The organism is Chloroflexota bacterium, assembly GCA_034717495.1.
Classification (GTDB): Bacteria; Chloroflexota; Anaerolineae; order JAAEKA01; family JAAEKA01; genus JAYELL01.
In genome coordinates this window covers 1,261-21,633 of record JAYELL010000003.1, presented here as the reverse complement: position 1 = coordinate 21,633, position 20,373 = coordinate 1,261, and the positions used below count along the sequence as shown (strand labels likewise).

The 20,373-nt window shown below is 57.2% G+C and carries 20 protein-coding genes; 7 read left to right on the top strand and 13 right to left on the bottom strand.

The features are described from left to right. The 6 genes from miaA to trmD form a co-directional block, all read right to left on the bottom strand. Window positions 1-482 (bottom strand): tRNA (adenosine(37)-N6)-dimethylallyltransferase MiaA (miaA, locus tag U9R25_01830; GenBank protein MEA3334620.1); only part of this gene is annotated, 482 nt, incomplete at its 3' end. A 44-nt stretch (window positions 483-526) separates the two neighbouring features. Beyond that, window positions 527-1,201 carry a hypothetical protein gene (locus U9R25_01825; GenBank protein MEA3334619.1) on the bottom strand — a complete coding sequence of 225 codons (675 nt, stop codon included), beginning with the start codon at window positions 1,199-1,201 and terminating at the stop codon, window positions 527-529. Between the two features lie 81 nt (window positions 1,202-1,282). Then, window positions 1,283-1,654: a YraN family protein gene (locus U9R25_01820; protein ID MEA3334618.1), complete on the bottom strand. Its 372-nt coding sequence runs from the start codon at window positions 1,652-1,654 to the stop codon at window positions 1,283-1,285. Between the two features lie 6 nt (window positions 1,655-1,660). After that, window positions 1,661-2,350 carry a ribonuclease HII gene (locus U9R25_01815; GenBank protein ID MEA3334617.1) on the bottom strand — a complete coding sequence of 230 codons (690 nt, stop codon included), beginning with the start codon at window positions 2,348-2,350 and terminating at the stop codon, window positions 1,661-1,663. Between the two features lie 158 nt (window positions 2,351-2,508). After that, the gene (gene rplS, locus U9R25_01810; protein ID MEA3334616.1) at window positions 2,509-2,865 is read right to left on the bottom strand and encodes a 50S ribosomal protein L19; all 357 of its coding nucleotides are present in this window, start codon (window positions 2,863-2,865) and stop codon (window positions 2,509-2,511) included. Window positions 2,866-3,090: 225 nt separating this feature from the next. Then, entirely contained in the window at window positions 3,091-3,876 is a 786-nt protein-coding gene (gene trmD, locus U9R25_01805) for a tRNA (guanosine(37)-N1)-methyltransferase TrmD (GenBank protein ID MEA3334615.1), read from the bottom strand. Between the two features lie 272 nt (window positions 3,877-4,148). On the opposite strand from trmD, the gene U9R25_01800 reads away from it, so the two are divergent. Beyond that, window positions 4,149-5,330: a M23 family metallopeptidase gene (locus U9R25_01800; GenBank protein MEA3334614.1), complete on the top strand. Its 1,182-nt coding sequence runs from the start codon at window positions 4,149-4,151 to the stop codon at window positions 5,328-5,330. A 379-nt stretch (window positions 5,331-5,709) separates the two neighbouring features. Here U9R25_01800 and U9R25_01795 read toward each other — a convergent pair whose 3' ends face one another. The 4 genes from U9R25_01795 to U9R25_01780 form a co-directional block, all read right to left on the bottom strand. Further along, complete coding sequence (locus tag U9R25_01795) at window positions 5,710-6,525, bottom strand: ABC transporter substrate-binding protein (GenBank protein ID MEA3334613.1); 816 nt, start codon at window positions 6,523-6,525, stop codon at window positions 5,710-5,712. Then, entirely contained in the window at window positions 6,515-7,651 is a 1,137-nt protein-coding gene (locus U9R25_01790; protein MEA3334612.1) for a hypothetical protein, read from the bottom strand. The genes U9R25_01795 and U9R25_01790 overlap by 11 nt, the downstream gene beginning before the upstream one ends. 134 nt (window positions 7,652-7,785) lie before the next feature. Beyond that, a complete protein-coding gene (locus U9R25_01785; protein MEA3334611.1) occupies window positions 7,786-8,436 on the bottom strand; it encodes a response regulator transcription factor in 651 nt (216 codons plus the stop codon). Between the two features lie 3 nt (window positions 8,437-8,439). Beyond that, window positions 8,440-10,044: a VOC family protein gene (locus U9R25_01780; GenBank protein ID MEA3334610.1), complete on the bottom strand. Its 1,605-nt coding sequence runs from the start codon at window positions 10,042-10,044 to the stop codon at window positions 8,440-8,442. Between the two features lie 116 nt (window positions 10,045-10,160). On the opposite strand from U9R25_01780, the gene U9R25_01775 reads away from it, so the two are divergent. The 6 genes from U9R25_01775 to U9R25_01750 all read left to right on the top strand — a co-directional run bounded on the left by U9R25_01775 (window position 10,161) and on the right by U9R25_01750 (window position 15,313). Continuing rightward, entirely contained in the window at window positions 10,161-11,312 is a 1,152-nt protein-coding gene (locus U9R25_01775; protein ID MEA3334609.1) for a threonine synthase, read from the top strand. Between the two features lie 377 nt (window positions 11,313-11,689). Further along, a complete protein-coding gene (locus U9R25_01770) occupies window positions 11,690-12,613 on the top strand; it encodes a hypothetical protein (GenBank protein ID MEA3334608.1) in 924 nt (307 codons plus the stop codon). Between the two features lie 31 nt (window positions 12,614-12,644). Then, entirely contained in the window at window positions 12,645-13,196 is a 552-nt protein-coding gene (locus U9R25_01765; protein MEA3334607.1) for a hypothetical protein, read from the top strand. Between the two features lie 156 nt (window positions 13,197-13,352). After that, entirely contained in the window at window positions 13,353-14,525 is a 1,173-nt protein-coding gene (locus tag U9R25_01760) for a 6-phosphofructokinase (protein ID MEA3334606.1), read from the top strand. 32 nt (window positions 14,526-14,557) lie between these two features. After that, window positions 14,558-14,758, top strand: a complete 201-nt coding sequence (locus tag U9R25_01755; GenBank protein MEA3334605.1) for a hypothetical protein — start codon at window positions 14,558-14,560, stop codon at window positions 14,756-14,758. Between the two features lie 39 nt (window positions 14,759-14,797). Continuing rightward, a complete protein-coding gene (locus U9R25_01750) occupies window positions 14,798-15,313 on the top strand; it encodes a DUF456 domain-containing protein (GenBank protein ID MEA3334604.1) in 516 nt (171 codons plus the stop codon). A gap of 282 nt (window positions 15,314-15,595) precedes the next feature. Here the strand turns inward: U9R25_01750 and U9R25_01745 are convergent, their stop codons facing one another. From U9R25_01745 to U9R25_01735, 3 genes are read right to left on the bottom strand one after another with little or no spacing between them, the layout of a single operon-like run. Then, entirely contained in the window at window positions 15,596-17,497 is a 1,902-nt protein-coding gene (locus tag U9R25_01745; protein ID MEA3334603.1) for an ABC transporter ATP-binding protein, read from the bottom strand. Then, a complete protein-coding gene (locus U9R25_01740; protein MEA3334602.1) occupies window positions 17,494-19,404 on the bottom strand; it encodes an ABC transporter ATP-binding protein in 1,911 nt (636 codons plus the stop codon). The genes U9R25_01745 and U9R25_01740 overlap by 4 nt, the downstream gene beginning before the upstream one ends. Further along, the gene (locus U9R25_01735) at window positions 19,391-19,960 is read right to left on the bottom strand and encodes a MarR family transcriptional regulator (protein ID MEA3334601.1); all 570 of its coding nucleotides are present in this window, start codon (window positions 19,958-19,960) and stop codon (window positions 19,391-19,393) included. The genes U9R25_01740 and U9R25_01735 overlap by 14 nt, the downstream gene beginning before the upstream one ends. Between the last annotated feature and the right edge of the window lie 413 nt (window positions 19,961-20,373).

Sequence of the window (20,373 nt, the reverse complement as noted above, 5' to 3'; positions counted from 1 at the left end):
ACGTTGCGCGGGTCGATTTTGGCAGCAGCGTCCGGATCCAACCCCTGCAATCGCTTGTGCAGGGCCTGAGCACCCTGGGTCTCCCAGAAATCGTATAGCTCACCTCGAATCGTCTCATTGGGTGGCGCTTCGGGAATACCCAGACCCTCCAGAACGGCCCGCACATAAAGCCCGGTACCACCAACCAGAAAGGCAATCCCTCCCCGTTGATGAATATCGTCGATCGCATTGAAAGCCGCTCGTTGGTATTGCGCTAAGGTAAAAAAGGCGTCAGGTTCAACGACGTCCAGCAAATGATGGGGCACCGAATCGCGGCGGAGGGCCTCGATCTTGTCTGTGCCAATATCGAGGCCGCGGTAGATCTGCCGGCTATCGGCTGAGACGATTTCACCGTCGAAGTCACTCGCGAGTTGAAACGAAATCGCCGTCTTGCCCACAGCAGTGGGACCCAAGACGGCGATCAAAGGGGGATAATTCTGCATTTGTTTCCGGACTTCAGATGACGCGCTGGCAGCGCTCCCTTTTCCTAGCGTGGCCTGACGGTCAATACCAGCTCGCCTGGTTCAACCCGAAGGTCTTCCACATACCACTCGGCGGTCAACTGGCCAAGATTTTGATCGAGCAGCCCGGGAATCGCCGCCGTCACCAAACTCCTCGGCGACATTTCCACGATCTCGACGCCGACCTGTCCGTTGCTGGCGTAGGGTTGGGCTACGACCTTGAGATTCTTCACGCCGATAAAGCCATAGCGCATGTTATCGACTGTAAGGGTCATGGTGCCATCGTTAAAGCGAACCTGCAGGCCATCCAATGTCAGCCCTTCGACCGGAGAATCGCCTGCCAGAGCCTCCACTTCTTCCTCGGTCACCACAATCTCTGCCGGCCATTGAGGCTTCGGCGTAGCCGTCGGTGGAACCACCTTTTTCACGACCTTGGTCGCGGTCGGTGGCACAGCCGTTGCGGTTGCCGGAACTTCTGTCGCAGTTGATGTGGGTTCCGGCGTGTCCGTCGGCACGGCAGTTGGTTCCATTGCTGGTTCTTCAGTTGGTTCTTCGGTGGCAACCTTTACGGCAGCCACCCCGGAAGGTGCAGAGTCATCAGTGACAGGCGGCGGATAGGCGAACGGGGAACAGGCAAGGCTCGCCAGGCCCAGTATGGCGATAAATGCTAAAACCGGTAAAACAGCTGACTTTCTACGCATGGATGTAATCCTCCTGGCTCATGGCCTCAACAAAAGTTCGAGAGATTTGCAAAACGGACCCCGAACGGCGGGGACCTGAAATCAACTGGCAACTACGACATCCTTGAGATGATTGATCCGAAGCACCTGTCCATTCTGGCTCATTGTAATGCCGACGACGTCGATTCGCATTGGACCCTCCCAATGATACTCGAACTCGTAGGCTTCTGCCAAGGCAAACAGACGGGCCTGCTTTTCTGGCGTGACAGACTCCTCCGGCGTTCCAAAGGAGACTCCCCGCCGGGTGCGTACCTCGACAAACACGAGGCACGACCCGTCAACGGCAACCAGATCCAGCTCGCCGGCAGCTCCATGACGCCAATTTCGTGCCACAATCTCATATCCCTCGCGGGCCAGGAGATCGGCTGCAAGTTGCTCTCCCTGCCTTCCGAGATCGCGACGCTGGTGGCTCATCGCTGCTCACCTCGCTTTCTGATCAGCTGAACTAACCTGCGGAAAAAGGCTGGCCTGCAAGCCCCGTACCGGTCGAAATGATTGCCGGTGTTCTGGACAGGGACCCTGTATACGCAACGCATCCAGATGCTGCCGGGTACCATAACCCTTGTGTCTCTCAAATCCATAGCCGCTAAAGGTACCGGCCATCTGGATCATCAGACGGTCACGCGTCACCTTGGCCAGGATCGAAGCAGCCGCAATCGACAGTACCCGGGCATCTCCCTTCACAAGGGATTCCTGACGGGTGGACAGAAGGGGCAGACGCACGTAGTCGATAATCAGGTAATCAGGGCATGGCACAAGCTGGGATACTGCGATTCCCATTGCCTGGCGGGTCGCCACGGCAATACCCACTTCATCGATCTGCCTTGCCGGGACAATCCCGACTCCCGTGCCGGCAGATTCCGCCATCACCACGTCAAAGAGCCTCTCCCGCCGAAGTGCTGTCAACGTTTTCGAGTCAGCCACTCCATCGAGACGCCTGGCCACCTTCGGGTCACAAGGCAGAATCACAGCTGCAGCAACGACAGGCCCAGCCAACGCACCACGTCCTGCCTCGTCCAGTCCGGCAACCCGCCGGAAACCTTCGGCCCAAAGGCGACGTTCCCAATCAAGTGTCGGTCCATCGCGCTGGCTTTTTCCCTGTGCCGCCATGACAGGTGCCCCTATCCCGATTCCACCCTGCCGGATAAAACAAGGCGCAGGGCTAAAACCCTACGCCGATTCGTCGCTTCTCTTTGTCTTCGAGGCAATCCTGGCGAAACCGGATGGCAATGCCAGTTGCCAGGTTCCTGACCGCAGTGGTCAGCGCTTTAACGCCGCGCCCGTTCCTTGAGCCGCGCCGCCTTGCCTCGGCGATCGCGCAGGTAGTACAGCTTGGCCCGGCGCACCTTGGCCTTGCGCACCACCTCGACCTTGTCTATACGAGGAGAGTGAAGCAGAAAGGTGCGTTCGACCCCGATGCCATGGGAAGCAATGCGGCGAACTGTGAAGCTGGACCCGGCCGCCTTTTTTCCTTTGATGCGAATCAACGTACCCTGAAAAACCTGGATACGTTCTCGACTACCTTCAACAATGCGGGCGTGCACCCGCACGGTATCGCCTACGGAAAGCTCGGGAATACCGGGATGGGGCTTTGGCTCCAGAGACTCAAGCAAAGGATGCTGCATTTTTGACCTTCCTAATTGGGATAAATCCCACGATTTTTTGGTTTTTATGCCATTGCAGGCAATAGGTCCACGCCGCGGTGGACCTACAGAGGGAAAGTATAGCACACAGCACCTGCCTGGGCAAATTCCTTTCCGCTTGAATCGCCTTTTTATTTGAGAGAAAAACCGTGAAAATGTAGGCGCTATCCGCCTGGCACGCATTCCCCGGGGAATGCATCGCACCAACTAACCCACCGGCATCTCCCGTTCCAGCCCCTCCAAAAATGTGAGATCATCCTCGGTTAACCAGGCGGTATCAAGCAGATCGGGACGGCGTTGCCACGTCCGCAGGAGTGACTGTTGCCGGCGCCACCGGTCCACATTGCCATGATGTCCTGAGAGCAACACGTCAGGCACATGCCAACCCCTGAAATCTGGCGGCCGCGTGTAATGCGGATGCTCCAAAAGCCCGGTGGCATGGGAGTCCTGATCGGCACCATGCTCAGATCCCAATGCCCCGGGCAACAGCCGCGTCACAGCATCCACGATCACCATGGCTGCGATCTCTCCACCCGATAGCACAAAGTCGCCGATGGATATCTCGTCCGTACATAGATAGCGGCGGACCCGCTCGTCGACACCCTCGTAACGTCCACAGACCAATGCCAGCCGTGAATGATCGGCCAGTTCCAGGGCCACACTCTGATCAAACGGCCGGCCTTGCGGCGAGAGCAGGATAATGGCGGGCCGTTCGCTCGCGGCATTCCCAGGAAGAGAAGAAGCTTCAGAACGACCTTCAGCCAGGCCTGGAACAGACTCCACGGCCCTGAAAATCGGTTCCGGCTTCATGACCATGCCGCCACCGCCGCCATAGGGATAGTCATCGGTGACGCTATGCTTTCCCTCGGCGTAGTCCCGAATGTTGTGTAATTCGATCGAGATAATCCCTGACTCCCGGGCCCTCTTGATGATACTATCGTCAAAAGGGCCGTCGAACATTCCCGGAAACAGGGTGAAGATATCAAAATGCATCGCCCCTACTCCTTGCTCTTGCATGGTCCTCAGCCGTCCATCATTCATAATCTGCCACCTGCCATTTATTACCTGCGATTTGCATTTTGCCCCATGCCCCAGCTATAATCAACCCACGTCACACCTGACCTGGACAAGCCAGAACCGGTGCTGAGCGATGCCCCGAGCTGCCCGGCAGGGCCGCCTTTCGGCGTGTCGGCGTGTCGAGGGGCGAAGCCGAAGTACCATACTTTTGCCCAGTATGCAAGAATCTGACTCACAAGGTATAAATCGTGTTAACTGTTGACCATCTCGTGCAGAGCATCGGCCCTCTCTCGAAGCTGCGGCCAGGACCGGTGCTTTTTGTCCTTGCCGCGACTCTTTTTGTAGCTGGCTGTGCCGGCAACGCTGGTCTTGAAACAACATCCACGCCCACAGCCACCCTCACACCCACGACCACGCCTTCTCCATCACCAACGGCAAGCGCTACCGCCACGCCAACGCCAACTGCCACGGCAACACCGACAGTCACACCCATGCCCACAGACACGGCGACACCCCGGCCGACAGCGACCGCCACGCCGACGCAAACACCTCTTCCTGCGCCCGGGGAAACAAGCCCGGAAACTCCCGCAGAACCCGCCAAAAGCCCGACCAGACCTGCCGTCTCACCAGCCGGTTTCTGGCCCACACCCGATGTTTCGCAGGCAACGGATCATTTTTGGCTGGGTCGTCCTACCGGACCAGACACCACCCAATGGGCCAGCCCCTTCTATCCCTACGGCAGCACCGGTGGCGGCAAATACCTGGTCCATCAGGGAGTCGATATCGCCAATCCGCTGGGCACACCGCTGTTTGCCCCGGCTGATGGCACCGTCATCTTCGCCGGACCGGACAGCGATCAGGCGGTAGGTCCCACCACCAACTTCTTCGGCAATACGATTGTCATCCTGCTGGATCGCGACTACGGCGACCAGTATCTGTACGTCCTGTTCGGCCACCTGAATTCGATCTCCATCGAACTGGGTCAGTGGGTATCCCGCGGTCAACAGATCGGCGAAATCGGCATGACTGGAATCGCCCTGGGGCCCCACGTCCACGTCGAGGTACGGGTGGGAGAAAACGATTTCACCAGCACGCGCAACGCCGAATATTGGCTGGAACCGTTGCCGGGGCACGGTGCCCTGGGTGGACGCATTCTGACCGACGATGGCCGTCACCTTCCGGAAGTCGAATTGTTACTCTATCCGGGACCCGAATTCAGCACGCCACGCTACTATATTTCCACCTACGTCGACGATCCTGCCCTCATCAATCCCGACGACGAGTGGGGCGAAAACTTCCTATTGGCCGACATCCCGGCCAATACCTACCAGGTTGAAGTGAACCTGGGTGGCCAAACTTACCGCGATACGATCGTTATCGAACCGGGAAAATCATCGTGGTATGAACTGCGGGTACCGTGGGACTCGTAGGCGCCTGACGAACCTGTCGCAGAGGCAGAAGGTCGGAATGTCGGAGGGTCAGAGAGTCGGAGTCTCAGAGTCTCAGGGTCCCCGCGTCACCGCATCTCCCTGCCCTCCAGCGTCATGATACACCCTTCTCTGTGTGTCCACCAAACCAGGGCAACTTCACTTCGTGCCCTTCGCACCCTTCGCGCTTCGTGTCCTTCGTGTCCCTTCGCGCCTTCGTGGTCCAAACCGTCCCCGCATCCCCGCGTCCTTCGTGCCCTTCGCACCCTTCGCGCTTCGTGTCCTTCGTGTCCCTTCGCGCCTTCGTGGTCCAAACCGTCCCCGCATCCCCGCATCCCCGCGTCCCCGCGTCTCCGTGTCTCCGCACCTCCGCGCCTCCGCATCACCGCGTCACAAACCACCTGTCGGTCAGCCGCTCCAGTGTGCCGTCGGCTGCCATCTCCTCAAGCACCAACCCGATCTCCTGCTGCAACCGCGGCGCCTTGCGCGGCATCACGACCACATAGGGATCGGAAACGATAACCTCGGGCGCTATGGTCACAAGGCCACCCTGGCCCTGGAATTGCAGAGCACTGACATGATCGACCAGGGCTGCCTGGGCTGTTCCCGTCGCCACAGCCCGCAGCGCATCCGCAGGCGTTTCTTTCGCCTGAATCTGAAGATCCGGAAACCGCCGCTGCAAAGCCCGGGCCTGAACATCGCCCTCTGAGCCCCACTCCACCGCGACCGACCGCCCCGCCAGATCGTCCACAGATTGAACATTCACGGACTCCAAGTTGGTGACCAATACCAGACCTGCCTCGAAATAGGGCTGGGAGAATGCCACATCCTCGCTGAATAACGGTTGATAAGGCACTGCCGATATCACACTATCCACGCGGCTGGCCCAGACAACATCGATAAGGCCGTCGAATCCAACGCCTTCGATCTGCAGTTCGACACCCCAGCGATCGGCGATTTCCTGCGCCAGATCCACGTCGAAGCCCACTGGCTGGCCATCTTCGCCCAGGTCTTCAAACGGGGGAAAACTTGGATCCATGGCCACTCGCCACTGCCCGCTGCGCAGGATATTGTCCCAGAAACGGTCCGAGGGCTGCGACGTCGCTCGCCAGATCAGCAACAGGGTAGCTACAAGCAGGGCGATACCTGCTGCCAGAATCAGCCACCGGCGGCGAAGTACCCTGCTGTCAGCCGCCATCCGCATACTGCTGGGCCTCCAGATAGATAGCCTTGGGTTGGAAATCCGAGGTCACGAAGGTAAAATAATCCTGGTAGGTCCGCAGCGGTGCTGGAAAGCGAAAAACCCAGGGCGCAAAGGCCAGACTCCAATCCCACTCTGCCAGCACCTTCTCGTAGGCGCGCAGGGTGAAATCGATTCGCTGGCCAGGACGCACTGCCCGCGTCCATCGGGGGTGGTCGTTCCAGCCCCCTTCTGTAATGAGCGCCGGCTTATGGCCATCGCCGTTGCGAACCATGACTTCCCGCTGCAGCTCGGCGCGGGCGAAATTGATCCCATCCGCCCGGGCGGGTTCGTCCGGCGGGAATTTTGCGCCGTAGGCGTGGATTGCCAGGCCATCAAAATAGGCTGCCGCGCCAGCATCGTACGTGGCCTGCAGATAATCGAGATCGTTCATGCCCCATTCGCTGCCAGGCGGCGCCAGCGTTGGAGCCAGCGCTCCTGCCAGGACCTGGACATTGGCATCGGCCTCTTTGGCCCGCCCGTAAGCTACCTTCAACATCTCCACGTACCCTTCAGGATCTACCGGCCGGTAACCCCACTCCAGACTCAGATTCGGTTCGTTCCAAATGATTATGTAATCTACCCTGTCCTGGTAGCGGTCCACGAAATCGTATACGTAGTTGCCAAAATCGGCATAGTGTTCTTCATCCAGGAATAAGGGAGTAGTCTCCTTTGGCCGAGCCCATTCGGGCACGAAACCGAGGCGGGCCACAACCGTCAAACCCTGCGCCGCCGCGTGCTCGATAACCATGTCGCTATGGTCCCACCGCCCCTCTCCCGGCCGGTTTGGTTCCACGTAGGCCCACGGGAAATACTCGATAATCCAGCTGGCGCCCATTTCTCTTGCCATTTCCAGCGTGCGCTTGATCTTCCATTCCTCAACTTCATCGGTAAGGCGCGTGTGTACCCCCATTTTGGGATTAGAAGAGATCACCCTCTCAGGAGGACCCACCGTGACCAGGGGACGCGGCGATCCGCTTATCATCAGGAATATGACAAGAATAAGACCTGGTTTCAGCCAGGATCCAGGCTGGCGCACTGATCTGACAGCACGGGCGCCAAGGTCCATCACCTTGTTCGACATGGCGCGATTATACCACCGCCACGAACGGCAGCCAATCCCTATTTCACTGCGATCTTAAGCAATTGGGAAACCAACACGTGGTGTTCTGCCCGGCAAACGAAAAAGAGCTTGCGTAGCAACCGGGGCCGGTTACGTCATTCATCAAGGGAAATGTACCCTCGCGCAACCGCATATCGCACCAGATCAGCGTAGCTCTTCAACCGCAATTTTCGTTTGATGTTGGCCCGGTGCACTTCGACGGTACGCCGGCTGATGGTCAACTGGCCCGCGATGCTTGCGCTGGTGTTTCCCAGGGCAACCATCTCCAGAATCTGCCGTTCCCGCGGCGTCAACGACTTGTATTCGCTGGTATCGAAATCGGCTGTGCTCGCCAGATACGCATCGACATATTCCACGTCCAACGTGGGACTCAGATACGATTGTCCCTGCGCGGCCGACCGGACTGCCAGAGAAAGTTCCGCGATTCCCGCTTCCTTTACTACGTAACCCAGAGCACCCGCCCGAAGCGCCTCGGCTACGTGAGGCGCTTCCGTGTACATCGATAGAATCACGACATTCGTGCCTGGACAGCACTCCCGAACCCGTCGTGCAATCTCCAGTCCGGAAATCTCCGCCATTCTAAGGTCAGACACCACCACCCGAGGGCGTAGTTCTGCAACCAGCTCCAGACCTTCGCCAGGTTCCCCGGTATCTGCAACCACCTCAATGTCCGGCTCTCCGCTAAGGAGAATGCCGATTCCCTGGCGAACGATGTCATGGTCCTCGATCAGCACAACACTTATCATGATTCAACGGTACCCGGGCTGCCAGTCCCAGCCATCAACTGGCAGAGTAGTCGCCAGGGTAGTTCCAACCCCGGGCCTTGCCTCGATTTCCATGGCGCCTCCCACCAGGGCAGCCCGTTCCTGCATGCTCGAAAGGCCGCCGGTAGCGCCCCTTGCCGCGGTTAGCTCCGGATCAAAGCCCCGGCCTCGATCGCTGACTTCCAGGATCACCTCGCGTTCATCGCAACAAATGCCCACCGTCACCTGCTTCACACCTGAATGGCGCGCAACGTTCGTAAGAGCTTCCTGGACAATTCGATAGGCAACCAGTTCCAGCTCTGACCGGAACCGCCGATCCAATCCACTGTTGCGGAAATCCACTGCGATTCCTGTATGCGCGGTGAAACGATCAAAATACCACAGCAGCGTTGGCAATAGCCCCAGATCGTCCAACATAGGTGGGCGGAGATTGAGCGAGAGTTCCCTCACCTGAGAACTCAACTGATCAACCAGTTCCTCAGCATTCGTCATCCTCGATAGCCCTACCTCATCCATGTGAGGTTTCATCACCTCGAGGATGATGCCCAGGGCGGTCAGTGTCTGCGCAACCTCGTCATGCAATTCCCTGGCCAGATTGCGACGCTCACGCTCCTGCACCCGCAAAAGGCGCCTGGAGAGCTCCTCCAGCCGTTCTCGACTGGCAAGCACCTCCGAAAAGAGTTGGGAGTTCTGCATCGCCACAGCCAGACGATCGGCTATCTCCCGGGAGATGATTCGATGCTCCTGACTGAAAGCGCCAGGTTGCTCAGAACCAAGATTTAGAATCCCGACCAGTTCTCCCTGAACTATCAGCGGGACGGTCAGATAGGAAAGTACATCCTGGTCCACCAACTCCTCAAGCAATCGTTTCTGTGCAAGGGATGGAGAGCAGGTTTCTCTCAGGTCTTCCTCGAGTTGAATACTGCCAGCAGCAAGATCTTCGATACGCAACCAGTCCCACAATGGGCGCCAATCAGCGCTTCCGGCGACGACCTTGCCTCGCTGGAAAAGGGCGATCGCTTTACTCATGCGTCGCTGCACATCTATAGCCAGAATACCCGCCCGGTTGCATGGAATCAGATGGGGAATCCGCTTCAGAGCTTCCGCGCCAACTTCCTCTGAGGATTTGGCTGACAGGCTGGCCTTGTCCACCCGACTGAGAAGTTCCAGCCGCCTGGCATAGCGATCCATTGTGCTGAGGCCCCAGGTCTCAAGCGTTGTCAATTCCAGACTATTGCCAGCCGGATCGCGGAAATAGAGGGAATAGCCCCCTTGCGGCCAGTCGATTTCAGTCTCAATTTCCACGCCGTGATCCCTTAGACGAGTTCGCCACGAGTCAATCTCATCCAGAGCCATGGCAAATGCGACGTGGACCGGCCCGTGGGCACCGTGGGTAGGTACCTTTCCATCCCTTATGGCTGTTCGATGGGGGTTGAAAAGCAATACCATGCTTTCGCCGCAGCGCAGGAAAACGTGACGCCCCTTCTCGCTCATCACCAGAGAAAGCCCAAGAATCTCGACGTAGAAGCGACAGGCGCGCTCCAGATCGTCAACATAGAGGCATGTTTCAACTACTCTATCGGTTCTCATAGTGTGCCGAAAGCCTTCTCCTTAAACGAAATCAGGTCAGTGTTAAAATCTTCAGAACCATGATACCATACACCATCGGTCTATTTTAACCGCAGTATGCCAGGGAAAGCAACTCCATGCCAGACCAGACTCGCCAGGGCCGCGCCCACTTTCGCTGCTACCAGTGTGCAAGGCCCTTCTCACTGGGCACAATAAGGTGGCGCTGCCCCTGCGGTGGCTACTTCGACGTTGCAATGGATGCCCAGTTTCCCTGGGTGAATATGCAAGAGCGCCGACCCGGCCTATGGCGCTACCGCGAGGCCCTTCCCTTCGCCAGGGATTTGCAACCAGTCACCCTGGGCGAGACAGTCACACCACTGGTTCCCGTTGCCGACAAACCCTGCCAAATCAGTTTCAAACTCGACTATTTCTCTCCCACCGGGTCCTTCAAGGATCGAGGTGCCACGGTGCTCATTAGCCAGGCCCGCGAATTGAACGTATCCTCTGTAGTAGAAGATTCGTCTGGAAATGCAGGAGCGGCAATCGCTGCCTACGCGGCGGCTGCAGGCATCGCGGCCACCATATTTGTGCCAGAATCCGCGTCACAATCCAAGCTGGCGCAGATCAACCTCTATGGCGCCAGTGTTATTTCGGTTCCCGGTTCACGTGCTGCGACAACCCGGGCAGCCGTGGCAGCAGCCGAGAACGATTTCTACGCAAGTCATGTCTGGAACCCCTTCTTTCTGGAAGGGACCAAGACGGTCGCGTTCGAACTGTGGGAACAATTGAACCAGACCGTACCTGATTGGGTGATCACACCGGTAGGACATGGCACCATGCTGCTGGGATTGCACAAGGGTTTTCAGTTCCTCCGGGCTGCGGGCATCACATCCAGCGTTCCGCAGCTTATCGCTGTGCAGGCTGCAGCGTGTGCTCCTCTCTGGCAGGCCTGGAACTCTCCGGGCGCTGGTGGCCTGCCTGAAATCACCCCGACGCCCACGGGCGCCGAAGGAATTGCAATTTCGCGTCCGACTCGATGGCAGCAATGCCTCTCAGCGATCAAAACAACAGGAGGTGAACTCGAAATTGTAACTGAAGCCGAAATCGAAGATGCCCTTCTCGCCTGGGCGCGGCGCGGATTTCTGATGGAACCCACCTCGGCCACTGCGCCGGCCGCTCTGGAAAAATGGATAGCGCGTGGCATGTTGAAGCCCCATCAACGAGGAGTTGTCATCATCACGGGGTCGGGTATCAGGGCGGCAGCAAGCCTGAATCCCGAGGCAAGTTAAAGTGCACGTTAAATTTGCGCCAAAACGGCAATTCGAACTTGACGAAAGCCCGTGCATTAGGTATACTACTAAGTGCACATAATAGGCGTCTTCGAAATTCGTCCCGGTTGTTTTCTGAAGCTATGGCTTGTGGAGATGGCTCACCCCAAGAGTCACCCTGATATTCTCCTATCATCATCGCCTAAAAAAGGTGAATGAACGACCAGATCTTTTTCATAAACTCGAGGCACTTTCTGAGTTTTCGCGTGTTTACTATGTCATGGTCGTACCTCCCGGAAGTGAGGACTCTCACCACAGTAGCCCCATAGCAAGGTATACCATTTCAAACTTGGCGCGAAGAATGCGTCAATCCAGCCTGCACACAGGAGGTGCAAACCATGCGATTCTCCAAAGTTGTAATTCTTTTGATTGTCGGCACTCTGTTGTTAAGCGCGTGCGGTACAGCTACGCCCACAACTGCCGACGAGATGACAGATTCGGGACAACGGTTCCTGTTATCTCTTCCGAGACTGGTCGTCGACATCGATGAGGCCGGCAATTTCAGCATCGGAGGCATTGGCATCGATGAACTGAGCGAGCTAACTGGGATGCAGATGCCGCCTATGGCTATGAATCCCTACTACGTGGACTGGATGAAACACACCAATGTCCAGCATGTGGAACTGGTTCACACTGACAACGGTATCTTTCTGTATGTCAACGGGGACCCATTGCCCTACCTGGCCTGGGATGGTGAATCCCTGGCCAACGTCGGCGATGTTGCCGGAATGGCGAACGTTCCCTTCTCACAGCTGATCGGCTTGGTAGTACCCATCATCGAACGCACCGGCGCCAACGTCGTAGTGCGACTACCGATGAACGGCTATGCACCGATCAATCTCCGCGATCCCGCCGCAGTTCCCGAGCCAGTGCCTGCTGACGCTGGTCCGACAGCACTGGTCACCCACGTCGACATCGATTATGATGAGAACGGGATCCCCATGCTGGCTGGTATCACGACTCGAGACCTGATCAACGCCGGCCTGGGCGTTCCGGTCGAATTGACCAAAGAGACCCTGGCGGCAATCAAAGCCTACGGCATAGAGGAACTCCAGATGCTTGGCAACGATGACGGTGTCTTTGTGACGGTCAATGGCATGCCCCTGCCCCATATCGCATGGAACGACCTTTCGCTGAACCAGGGTGCTACCCTCTACGGACAGGTAAACCCCGATAGTCCACTCGTCGGCTTGATCAACCTGTTACTGCCACAGCTCAACAATGTGGACTTTGACGTGAAAGTCAGGTTCCCGACAGAGTAAACCAACCTGGATCCGAAAAGGAGTCATCTAAGTGAAAAGTCGCTACTCAACCTTACGGTCCATCGGCACGCTGGCGCTGGTCGCCGCTTGGATCATACTAATTCTCGGCGTAATCGGCGCCTTTGCAACCTGGTTTGGGCTAGGGGGCCTTGCCCGGGATCTGGAACTGCCCGGAAGCGTAGGCTTTGCAGCTGCAATCCCCGTTCTACTGGGCGGCATCTTTGGTTTCCTCCAGTTCTACATCTTGGGCAAAGTGCTCCACCTGCTGGTCGACGGGGATGACACCCAGCAAGAAATCCTCGCGGCAACAAAGAACATCAGCATAGAGCCTGCCCCCGATTCCGCCGCACTGGAGATCTCGGGCGAACTGAAGCGCCAGTCCAAGCTGATCGCATCCACGTTGGAGAGTACCGAAGAGATCAAGACCCAGGTCGCTGATCTCGATACCAAGGTAGAGGCCGCGGTTGCGCCAGTCGACGAAGTGACTACGGTAGTCGTGGAAACTCTCGACAAGGACGGCGAGGTAATAGAAACCGACGTGGTCACTGAGATCATAGAAGCCCTGGATGACGACACCAAGTAAACTGGGTGACGGCGTAGCTCTACGATCGCAAAGGTAATAACAGATAGTCTCAAGACCCCGGTCATCCCTGGCCGGGGTCTGATTATGGCTTGTCAGTTGATTTGCCATCTGGTAGAATAGCAGCACTCCAGCAGAGGCGATCGAGGTGGTTGTTGAATGGCAAGAAAAAAGACCCTCGCGGTCCTCACAGGGGGTGGCGACGTGCCCGGTCTCAACCCCTGTATCAAACAGGTGGTTGACCGTGCCCTTGATCACGATTGGCGGGTCATCGGTTTCCGCCGTGGATGGGCAGGTCCGCTGAACGTTGACCCTTCCGATCCCGAGAGCATGAAAAAATGGGTGATAGAGCTGGACCGCGCTGTGGTCCGCACTATTGACCGAACCGGCGGCACCTTTCTTCACTCATCGCGTACCAGGCCCAGCAATGTGGAAACCAGGCTGGTGCCTGAGCACATCAGGCAGGATGGCGTCGATTACGAAAACAACGACGAGACCTTCGACCTGACCTGGAAGGTACTCGAAGCGCTGGACGATCTGGCTGTCGATGTCCTGATCCCAATCGGTGGCGACGATACCCTTGGCTATGGTGCCCGTGTTTTCGAGGAGGGCTTCCCCGTCGTCTCCATCCCAAAAACCATGGACAACGATGTCTTTGGCACCGATTTCTGCATCGGCTTCAGCACCGCGGTTACCCGCTCGGTCGATCTGATTACAGCTTTGAGAACCCCGGTTGGCTCCCACGAACGGATCGCCGTCATCGAGCTATTCGGTCGCAATTCAGGTGAAACATCGCTGATTGCCTCCTATTTGGCCCATGCCGACCGGGCCGTTATTTCCGAGGTGCCTTTCGACATCGATAAACTCTCAGGCCTGTTGGTTCACGACAAGCTGAACAACCCCAGCAGTTACGCCATCCTGACCATCTCAGAAGGCGCCGTTATGATTGGTGGTGAGACCATCCAGGTGGGTGAACCTGACGCTTACGGCCATCGCAAGCTGGGCGGTATCGGCAAGATCACGGCTGAACTGATAAAACAGCTCACCGGCCATAACATCCTTTATCAGCAACTGGGCTACATGATGCGCTCGGGATCACCCGATTCCCTGGACCGGCTGGTGGCTGCCAATTTTGGGGCACTGGCCGTTGACCTGGCCGTGCGGGGCATTACAGGAAGAATGGTCGCCCTTCGCGAGGGCCGCTATTCCCACGTAGCAGCCGACATGCCGCAGCAGGGCGTGAAACAAGTGGATGTCGATGAATTCTACGACGTCGATGCCTACAAGCCCAAGGTGGCTCACGTCCAGGGCAAACCCATGTTCCTTTATTGAGAGACAAAGACGCGACATTGAGAGGAATTTCAATGAAGTATAACACTAAACAAATCGCCATCATCGCGGGCAGCCTCATTCTTGGCTTCCTTGTCAACTGGATACTGTGGTGGTTGATCATGGGACATCCCACCGAAATCGGCGCGCTGCTTCACGTCCTGGTCACTATCTGTCTTGGCACAGCGTTCCTTCTGATTGCCGACAGCTTGACCAACACCGAGATCTTCACCTAGATTCTGCCGGCCACCAACAGTCTGGAACCAGGGTAAAGCATGCCACAGGAATATGGTATTTCCCTCCTGGCCTATCTGCTGATATTCTTTGGCCTGATAGGCTCGGTGCTACCGATTCTGCCTGGCCCCTTGCTTATCTGGTTGGGGATCCTCGTATGGGCCTGGAACGATGGATTTAACACCATCGGCTGGCCCATCTTGTTATTTCTGGGAATACTGACCGTGCTGGCGTGGGGCACCGATCTGGCGTTGACTACAATGCTCAGCCGGCGCTCCGGCGTGAGTTGGAAAGCGATCCTTGGAGCGATCGGAGGTGGCATCGCCGGCGGAATCCTTCTGGGAGGTTGGATCCCGATTATCGGCACGCTCATCGCCACCATGGTTGGCGCCGTCGTCGGCACATTATTCATCGAATTTCTCGACAAAAGGAACCTGCCGGCGGCCTTGCGAGCCAGCCGAACATACATCCTCGGCTATCTCGCCTCAAGCGCTTTGGAGGCCATCCTCGCGCTTGCGATGGTTGCCATCTTCATCTGGCAGGCGTTTCTTTCCTGATCAGCTAACAGCTCAGCACCCCTGAAGCCACAGAACCGTCACTCCCGCTGTCATTCTCGCGGACGCCTGGAAGGCGGAAGTCCATCGACCTGGCCGGCAGGACAGCTCGTCTAAAGTGATTCCTAAAAGAGACCAGGAGTTTGCCAGCATCATCGCCGCTCGTGTGGCCACCTTCAAACCCCTGTCTTGAAAACCGGCATTTTCGGCGGCATCAGGATGTAGGACGGGCCGGACCAGAATTCACGCGGGTTCGAATCGATGCAACCGTCTGCCAGAAAGCATTCAGACGCCCGCCGGAGCAATGTTCAGCGCACCCTCTGAAGCAGCCGTCGTCCCTGTGGGCTGCGGGCCCGATGGGGCCCTTCCCTCATCCTCGTCGGTCCGACGAAACTGGCTCATATAGAGATCGTAATAGGTACCGCGCATTTCCATCAATTGCTCGTGGGCCGAAGCCTCATCGGTCCGCTCACCCCGCTCGACGATCTGACCATCTTCGATCACCAGCACTTTGTCAGCATTGCGAATCGTACTCAGCCGGTGGGCGATCACGAAGCTGGTGCGTCCTTCCAGGAGCCGCCCCAGGGCCTGCTGGATCTGCGCCTCCGTTCGGGTATCAACGCTGCTGGTAGCTTCGTCCAATATCAGAATCCGGGGATCGGCCAGTACTGCCCGGGCAAAGGCGATAAGTTGCCGCTGGCCCTGACTGAAGTTGCTGCCCCGCTCCTGCACTTCTGTCTGGTAACCATCGGGCAAGCTTCGGATAAATTCATGGGCGTTGACCAACTCGGCGGCCGCTTCCACCTCCTCGTTTTTCGCACCCTCACGCCCGTAGCGAATATTGTCGGCCACGGTCCCGCTGAACAAGAAGGTGTCCTGAAGTACGATTCCCATCTGCTGGCGCATGGAGGCCCTTTCCACCTCCCGAACGTCGAGCCCGTCGATTTCAACTGACCCATCCCAGACATCATAGAATCGCAACAGCAGGCTGATGATACTGCTCTTTCCGGCGCCGGTTGGGCCAACCAGGGCAACCGTCTCGCCCGGCCTGGCCTGAAGGCTAATACCATGAAGAACTTCTTCGCCCTCTTTGTAGCCAAAGCTGACATTCTGGAAATCCACCTGACCCTCGATGGGTGGCAACACAATGGCATCCGGCGCATCCTGGACCTCGATCGTTTCATCCAGAAGCTCGAAGATGCGTTCAGCACCCGCCAGCCCCGATTGCAGCATCATGGTGAGCTGGCTAATGGAACGAATCGGCATGAAAAACCGATTGACGTAGGCCATGAATGCCACTACGACGCCGATCGTCGTCTGCCCCTGAATGACAAGGAAACCGCCGAATCCTATCACAATAGCGGTTGCAATCGTGCTGAGTACGTCCACCACAGGCATGAAGGCACTCGAAATCGCCTGGGCACCAACGTTGGCATCGCGGTTGGCAGCATTTAGTTCCCTGAATCGTTCCTGGTTTGCCTGTTCTCGAGCAAATGCCTGAACTTCCCGCACCCCGGAGATATTCTCCTGCAAGTCTGCTGAGACATCACCAATCCGCGCTCGGGTCTTGCGATATGCCGAACGGGCCCGACGGGCAAAGAACATGGTAGCAAACAGCATCACGGGCAGCACAATGAAGCTGGCCAGGGCAAGTCGCCAATCCAAGAGCAGCATGGCAACAACGATTCCTGCCAATGTCAACGTATCGCCGATAATGCGGTTCAGGCCATTGCTGAATAACTGGTTGATGACATCTGTGTCGTTCACCAAACGGCTCATCAGATCACCGGCATCGTGGGTATCGAAGAACTTCAGGGACAGGCCCTGGATTCGGTTGAAAATGTCGGCTCTCAATGAGTTGAGCGTATGCTGGCCCACCCACGACATGCGATAGAAGCTTCCAACATTGGCAAAATAGGCCACCACGTAGGTGAAAAACAGCAATAGCATTGTACGGGTGAGGCCCAGTATGTCACCCTCCGCGATGAACTTATCGATCGCAAGGCCGATCAACAACGGTGCGGCCAAAGCAGCCGCGGTCGCGATAACGATCAATACCATCGTAAAGAATAGTTCTTTGCGGTAGGGCGCCAGATAACCTGCCATTCGCCGGGCCGCCTGGCCCGCATCAACAGCACGTTCCTCTTTTGTCTCCGCCATCCTCCGGAGCATTGGTCCGCCCATCATGATGCCATCACCTCCGTTTCCTCCTCGGCCGGTTCTCCATCAGGTCTATGCCTCGCCGGTGTCTTGCCGTTATGCCCGTCGACCGGTATCTCCGCAATGAGGCCATCGGACCGGCCAAACTGCAGGCTGTAAACCTCGGCATAGATGGGGCTTTCCCGCAACAGTTCCTCGTGCGTTCCCTGGGCCACGACCTGCCCTTTGTCCAACACCAGGATCATATCAGCATTCTGCACTGTGCTGATCCGCTGGGCAATGACAAAGGAGGTCGGCCGTGTCGAACCAGCGCCTTGCATCAAGGAATCCAGGGCCGCAGAGATCTTCGCCTCGGTCTCCAGATCGACGCTGCTGGTGGAATCATCCAGGATGAGAATCCTGGGATTCATGAGCAACGCCCGGGCAATGGCGATGCGTTGACGTTGACCACCCGACAGGCCGACGCCACGTTCGCCGACCCGTGTATCATAACCGTCGGGGAATTCAGCGATGAAATCATGGGCCGCTGCAGCCTGAGCCGCCTGTTCGATGGCTTCCTCACTGCAATCAGGACAACCAAATGCAATGTTCTCCCGGATCGTACCGGAGAATAGATTGGTCTCCTGTAAAACGATACCGATCTGGGACCGAAGGCTTTCCAGCGTGACATCCCGCACGTCGAAATCGTCGATCACCACCCGGCCGTCGGTCACATCGTAGAAGCGTGGAATCAAGTTGATCACGCTGCTCTTGCCGGCGCCGGTAGCGCCGAGCAATGCCACCATTTGACCCGGTGCCGCCGCAAAATCAACTCCCTTGAGCACATCCTCTCCGGAACCGAAATAGCGAAAGGTAACGCCCTCGAATGCCACATGTCCCTGCAAGGGGGGCATCTCCACCGCATCCGCTTTTTCCTTGACCTCGACCTCGGCATCCAGGATCTCGAAGACCCGCTGGGCGCTGGCGCCGGCCCGGGTCAACATCCCCATAATCATCCCCAACATCAGGACCGGAAAGGTCAACATGGTCAGGTAAGCATTGAAGGCGACCAATTCGCCAAGGGTCAGACTGCCACCAATCACCTGCATGCCGCCAACCCAGATCACAATGAGCGTCGAGATATTCGCCAACGCAAATACCAGGGGAAACGAACGGGACATGATGGCTGCCCCTTTGAGGTTCTCGTCCAGAAGACTCAGGTTCGCGTCGGTGAAGCGCTTCAACTCATAGGGTTCTCTGGCAAACGCCTTCACCACCCGTACGCCAGCCAGGTTTTCCTGCAACACCGTGTTTAGAAAGGCCAACTTGGCCTGCACCCTGGTGAAGATCGGCATTGCCCGCTTGATAAAATAGGAAATCACAAGCAATACCAGCGGAATGGTGATCAGGGATAACAGAGCCAGTTTCCAATTCGTTAAAAAGAGGATGACAGCAGCACCGACAATCATCAGGATTGTATTGAGCAACTGCACGAATCCCATCCCGGTCCACAGACGAACCAAATCAACGTCGTTGGTTGTCCTGGTCATCAACTGGCCCGTTTGTGCCTGATCGTGATAGCTGAAGCTGAGACTCTGAAGCTTGGCATACAGGTTGTTACGAAGATCAAAGGCCACACCCTGGCTGGCCTTTTCACTCCAATATCCCTGAGCAAAGTTAAAGACGCCGCGCACGAGAGCCACGCCTACAATCGCCAGAGAAAAGCTCAAGACGATCTGAAGATTGCTTTCGGCGATACCATCGTCGATGATCACCTGGATGAGTCGCGGTGTTACGAGCTGCGTCGCCGTTACGACCAGCAAACTGACCCACGCGCCGAAGGTCAGCAGCTTGTACTGCTTCAAATAACCGAGCGCCCGCATCAGGTCGCGATTGACGCTACCCCGCTGCTCATTCTGGTTTTTCCCGGACGCATCGCCTCTACCGTGAAACATCGTCATCTCCCAACCCCTGGTGCACCGAGTCCATCATATGGGCGAATACGTGAGCCGGCAGCGCCGACATGTCCGCCGGGGTCATCGCCTCGACCAGACGACGCAGCAGGCTCTCCAGTTCCGCCAGCTCGGAGGTGCCGAGGTCGTCGAAGGACCGCACCAGACTCCGGTGCCAGCTCTTTCCTGCTGCCCGCACCAGGCGCCTGCCCTCATCCGTGGGTGATACCAGCCACTTGCGCCGGTCAACCTGGCTCCGGTGGCGCTCCACCAGACCGGCCCGCTCCAGGCGGTCGAGAATACCGGTCATAGTAGCGCGCTCTTTGTGCAATCCCTCCGCTACCAGGTGAATGGCAATGCCCTTGTCATTGTCATCCCCATCGCATGGGCCCATCAGATAGGCCAGGGTGTAAAACTGGGGAGGTGTAAGCCGATGTTCTGCCAGGTGCTCACCGAACTGTCTGCGCCCGCTCCAGGAAAATTGCATCAAAAGGCCAATGATCTCATTGATAGCCGGCTGGCGCAACTCGGAATCGCTCACCGTTTTCGTGTCCTTCATCACCCACTCCCACTGCTTGTTCAAAGCGCATAGCCTTGAAGCTATAATTAGTTAGCTTCGCTTATTATATCTCGCACTAACTAATAAGGCAATTTTAGTAGCAGGCGATCCGGAAGGACCGTGTTTCTCCGCGTCGCCGAGGCGGAATGTCAATATGTCAAGATGTCATTACGTCAAAATGCCAGAGGGACGCAAGGTCGCAGTGTCGCAGAAGCACAGAGTTTCGGAGTTTCGGAGTCTCAGAGTCTCTGAGTCCCTGAGTCCCCGCGTCTCCCCCTCCCCGCGTCTCCGCGTCCTTCGCGCCCTCCGTACCCTTCGCGCTTCGCGGTCTTACCTCACGGTACGCCTAGCTCCCGCACCGCTTGCTAGCGTGCTGGCGCGTGAACCTTCGCGCCTTCGTGGTCCAAACCCTC